This is a genomic window from Ramlibacter sp., from assembly GCF_028291745.1.
Taxonomy (GTDB): Bacteria; Pseudomonadota; Gammaproteobacteria; order Burkholderiales; family Burkholderiaceae_C; genus Ramlibacter.
The window spans coordinates 1-4,909 of sequence record NZ_JAQGNQ010000133.1; the positions used below are offsets into that span (position 1 = coordinate 1).

At 67.6% G+C, this 4,909-nt stretch carries 4 protein-coding genes; 2 read left to right on the top strand and 2 right to left on the bottom strand.

Features of this window, described 5'->3' with window-relative positions; genetic code table 11:
• The coding region (locus JWP60_RS24770) for a 4-hydroxybenzoate 3-monooxygenase (protein ID WP_299797610.1) at positions 1 to 754 on the top strand (754 nt) is incomplete at its 5' end.
• A gap of 117 nt (positions 755 to 871) precedes the next feature.
• Here JWP60_RS24770 and JWP60_RS24775 read toward each other — a convergent pair.
• Positions 872 to 1,846, bottom strand: a complete 975-nt coding sequence (locus JWP60_RS24775) for a tripartite tricarboxylate transporter substrate-binding protein (protein ID WP_299797613.1) — start codon at positions 1,844 to 1,846, stop codon at positions 872 to 874.
• Between the two features lie 157 nt (positions 1,847 to 2,003).
• Between JWP60_RS24775 and JWP60_RS24780 the strand changes: the two genes are divergently transcribed.
• Positions 2,004 to 2,882: a CoA transferase gene (locus tag JWP60_RS24780; protein ID WP_299797616.1), complete on the top strand. Its 879-nt coding sequence runs from the start codon at positions 2,004 to 2,006 to the stop codon at positions 2,880 to 2,882.
• A gap of 117 nt (positions 2,883 to 2,999) precedes the next feature.
• On the opposite strand, the gene JWP60_RS24785 is transcribed toward JWP60_RS24780, so the two are convergent.
• A partial coding sequence (locus JWP60_RS24785; RefSeq protein WP_299797619.1) for a YgiQ family radical SAM protein occupies positions 3,000 to 4,909 on the bottom strand: 1,910 nt, incomplete at its 5' end.

Consider the following 4,909-nt stretch of genomic DNA (forward strand, 5'->3'; position numbering starts at 1 on the left):
CTATCGGCAGGGCGGGCAGGAGCACGAGATCGCCTGCGACTTCATCGCCGGCTGCGACGGCTTCCACGGTGTCAGCCGTGCCAGCGTGCCGAAGCACGCCGTGCGCGAATTCGAGAAGGTCTATTCCTTCGGCTGGCTGGGCCTGCTGGCGGACGTGCCGCCGGTGTTCCACGAATTGATCTACGCCAACACCGACCGCGGCTTCGCGCTGTGCTCCATGCGCAGCCCGACGCGCAGCCGCTATTACCTGCAGGTGCCGCTGCAGGAGAAGGTGGAGCAGTGGTCGGATGCGGCGTTCTGGGACGAGTTGCGCCTGCGGCTGGATCCCGAGGCGCGCGAGCGGCTCGTCACCGGCCCTTCGATCGAGAAGAGCATCGCGCCGCTACGCAGCTTCGTCGCGGAGCCGATGCGCTTCGGGCGCCTGTTCCTCGCGGGTGACGCGGCGCACATCGTGCCGCCCACCGGAGCCAAGGGCCTGAACCTCGCCGCCTCCGACGTGAAGTACCTGTCGTCCGCTTTGATCGAGCATTACCGGGAGCGCAGCGATGCGGGACTGGACCACTATTCCGAGCGCGCGCTGCGCCGCGTCTGGAAGGCGGAGCGCTTCTCGTGGTGGTTCACCCAGCTGATGCACAAGTTCCCGAGCGACGGCCCGATCGGACAGAAGCTGCAGGAAGCGGAACTGGATTACCTGGTGAACTCGCGGGCAGCGTCGATGGCGCTGGCGGAGAACTATGTGGGGTTGCCGCTCTGAGCCTGGTTGTTTCTCCCTCCCCTCCGGGGGAGGGTTGGGGTGGGGCGCTGCGACTGGCGCGATACCGGGGAGCGCCCCCATCCCAGCCTTCCCGCGCAGGGGGAAGGGGCAAGAGGCTCAATCGGCGAACTTCCCGCTCGCCTTGATCACCGGTCCCCACTTGTCGATCTCGGACTTGAGCCACACGTGCAGCGCCTCGGGCGTGTTGGTGGCATCCGGCACGATCTCGGCGCCGAGCGCGTCCATGCGCTTGACCACCTCCGGGTCCTTCAACGCGGTGCGCACGGCGGCATTCATCTTGTCGATGATCGCCTTGGGCGTGCCCTTGGGTGCATAGATGCCGTGCCACACCACCACCTCGAAGTCCTTGAGGCCCTGCTCCGCCAGCGTCGGCGCATTGGGCAGCACCTTCACGCGGGTGCGGGTGGTCACGCCATAGAGCTTGACGTTGCCGGCCTGGATCTGCGGCACGGTCTGCGTGGTCTGGTCGCACATGATGTCGACCTGCCCGCCCAGCAGCGCATTCATCGCCGGCGCCGTGCCCTGGAAGGGCACCTCGGTCACCTGCACGCCGATGGCTCGCTGGAACATCAATCCGCACAGTTGCGAGACGGCCCCCAGGCCCGCATTGGCCAGGTTGATCTTCTCGTGGTTGGCGCGCACGTAGGCGATCAGCTCCTGCAGGTTGTTGGCCGGGAAGTCCTTGCGCGCCAGCAGGGTCATCGGCACTTCGACGGCCTGGCTGACGAATTCGAAGTCCTTCATGGGATCGAAGGACAGCTTGCGATACAGGGCCGGCGACGTCGCCATCCCGTTGTGGTGGATGAAGAAGGTGTAGCCGTCCGGGGCCGCCCGCGCCGCGAAGCTGGCCGCGATCGTGCCGCCCGCGCCGAGCTTGTTGTCGATCAGGATGCTCTGGCCGAGCGTCTTGCTCATGGCCACGCCCAGCGTGCGCGCGACGACGTCGGTGGGGCCCCCGGCCGCGAAGGGAACCACCAGCGTGATCGGCCTGGTCGGCCAGTTGGATTGGGCCTGGGCGAGGGTCGCGGCGGACACCGCCAGCAGTGCGATCAGGGTGCGCTTGAACAGCATTCCGTGGACTCCCGTGGGTGGCACGCCGGAGGCTCCGGCAACGCTGGCGAGCGTAGCCCTCGGTCCCGCTGCGGGCATCCGGGTGTACCCGAGCGCAAGCGGGCACCAAGGTGCCGGTCTGCTAGCCTGTCCCGACCTCCACACCGCGCCCGCTCCCATGCCCGCTGCCTTCGCCCCGCTTCACGGACTGCGCATCCTGAGCCTCGCCCTCAACCTGCCCGGCCCCGCCGCCTTGCTGCGCTGCCGCCGTCTCGGCGCGAGCTGCACGAAGCTGGAGCCACCGGCCGGCGATCCCATGGGCCGCTACAACCCGGGCGCGTACGCCGAACTGCACGCGGGCGTGAAGGTGCTGCCGGCGGACCTGAAAACGCGCGAGGGGCAGCAACTGCTGCAACGCGAGCTCGCGCGCACCGATGTGCTGCTTACGTCCTTCCGGCCTTCGGCCTTGCACAAGCTGGGCCTCGGGTGGAAGGAGTTGCACAGCCGGCATCCCACCCTGACCCAGGTGGCGATCGTCGGCGCCGCGGGGGATCGCGCCGAGGAGCCGGGACACGATCTCACCTATCTCGCGGAGCATGACCTGGTCACCGGCGTCGACCTGCCGGCCACCTTGTATGCCGACATGAGCGGCGCGCTGATCGCGAGCGAGGCGGTGCTGCAGGCGGCCTTGCGCAAGCAGGAGCGCTATGCCGGCACGGGCGATCCGCATCCCGAAGGGCTGTATCTCGAAGTGCCGTTGACCGATGCGGCCGGCTGGCTCGCCCTGCCCCGGCGCTGGGGATTGACGCAGAGCACCGGCGCGGTCGGTGGCGCCCACGCGGGCTATCGCGTGTATGCGTGCGTAGATGGGCGGGTGGCGGTGGCTGCGCTGGAGCCGCACTTTGCGGCGCGTTTGTGCGAGCTGGCGGGTGCGGGAGCGGACATGGGCGCCGCTGCAACGCACGAGGCGATCAGGGCCTTCCTTGCCCGGCGGACGCGGGCGGAGATCGACGCCCTCGCGGTGCAGCAGGATTTGCCGCTGCACACGCTGGAATGAGGCATGCGATGGATGTCATCCCGGGCTTGACCCGGGATCCATGCGGCGCTCGGGCCGCCTGCGGCGGTGGATTGCGGGTCAAGCCCGCAATGACATCGACACAGGCATGGGCCGAACCTACTTCACCTTCCGCGGCGGCAACCCCGTGTGCTGCGTGAGCACCCGGCCCTTGGGCGGGGTTGCCGTGGAGTTCTTGCGCCGCGGGCTTGCGTAGCTGCCATCCGTCACCGGCTGGTAGCTCGGGATCAGGTGGTGCTTGCCGTTGCCGACCAGGTCGGCGCGGCCCATGGCTTTCAGCGCCTCGCGCAGCAGCGGCCAGTTGTTCGAGTCGTGATAGCGCAGGAAGGCCTTGTGCAGGCGCCGGCGGCGCTCGCCGCGCACGATGTCGACACCCTCGCTGTCGCGCGTCACCTTGCGCAGCGGGTTCTTGCCCGAGTGGTACATCGCCGTGGCCGTCGCCATCGGGCTGGGATAGAAGGTCTGCACCTGGTCGGCGCGGAAGCCATTGCGCTTGAGCCACACCGCCAGGTTCATCATGTCCTCGTCGCTGGTGCCCGGATGCGCGGCGATGAAGTACGGGATGAGGTACTGCTTCTTGCCCGCCTCGGCCGAGTACTTCTCGAACATCGCCTTGAACTTGTCGTAGCTGCCGATGCCAGGCTTCATCATCCGGGTGAGCGGGCCCTGTTCCGTGTGCTCCGGCGCGATCTTCAGGTAGCCGCCGACATGGTGCTGTACCAGTTCCTTGACGTACTCGGGCGACTGCACGGCCAGGTCGTAGCGCAGACCCGAGCCGATCAGGATCTTCTTCACTCCCTTCAAGGCCCGCGCGCGCCGATACATCTTGATCAGCGCGCTGTGGTCGGTGTTGAGGTTCTGGCAGATGCCGGGGTAGACGCAGCTCGGCTTGCGGCAGGCGGACTCGATCTCCGGGCTCTTGCAGCCGATGCGGTACATGTTCGCGGTCGGGCCGCCGAGATCGGAGATGACGCCGGTGAAGCCGGGCACCTTGTCGCGGATCTCCTCGATCTCGCGGATCACCGAATCCTCGGAGCGGCTCTGGATGATGCGGCCCTCGTGCTCGGTGATCGAGCAGAAGGTGCAGCCGCCGAAACAGCCGCGCATGATGTTGACCGAAAAGCGGATCATGTCCCACGCGGGAATTTTTGCCTTGCCGTAGCTCGGGTGCGGCGCGCGGGCGTAATTCATGTCGTAGACGCCGTCCATCTCGTCCATCGCCAGCGGCAGCGGCGGCGGGTTCAGCCAGACGTCGCGTTCGCCGTGGGCCTGCACCATCGCGCGCGCGTTGCCCGGATTCGATTCGAGGTGGAACACGCGCGAGGCGTGGGCGTACATCACCGGGTCGTCCTTGACGACGTCGTAGGCCGGCAGCCGCACCACGGTCTTGTTGTGTATTTCCTTCGCCAGGGCCTGGCGCTCTTCGCGCGACATGATGCGGATCGGCTTGACGACCTCGGGCGCGGCGGCGTTGTTGTCGGTGGCGCAGGCGGTTTTGTCTTCCTGGGCCATCGCATACGGATCGGGATGGGCGTCGACCTTGCCGGGCACGTCGACCCGGGTCGAATTGGCCACGCTCCAGTCGGCGCCCGGCAACCAGCCGGCGGGCGCCATGAAGGCGGTGCCGCGCAGGTCGCGGATATCCTTGATGTTCTCGCCAGCGGCCATGCGGTTCGTCAGGTCGACCAGCGCGCGCTCGGCGTTACCGAACAGCAGCAGGTCGGCCTTCGAGTCCGGCAGCACCGAGCGGCGCACCTTGTCCGACCAGTAATCGTAATGGGCGATGCGGCGCAGCGACGCTTCAATGCTGCCGATGATGACCGGCACGTCGGGAAACGCTTCGCGCGCGCGCTGGGCGTACACCGTCACGGTGCGGTCGGGCCGCTTGTTCGGTTCGCCGTTCGGAGTGTAGGCGTCGTCCGAGCGGATCTTGCGGTCGGCCGTGTAGCGGTTGACCATCGAATCCATGTTGCCGGCGGTGACGCCGAAATACAGCTTGGGCTTACCGA

Bases quoted from the DNA above. Each gene is read 5' to 3' on its own strand.
- JWP60_RS24775 (WP_299797613.1), bottom strand. From the start codon at position 1,846: ATGCTGTTCAAGCGCACCCTGATCGCACTGCTGGCGGTGTCCGCCGCG.
- JWP60_RS24780 (WP_299797616.1), top strand. From the start codon at position 2,004: ATGCCCGCTGCCTTCGCCCCGCTTCACGGACTGCGCATCCTGAGCCTC.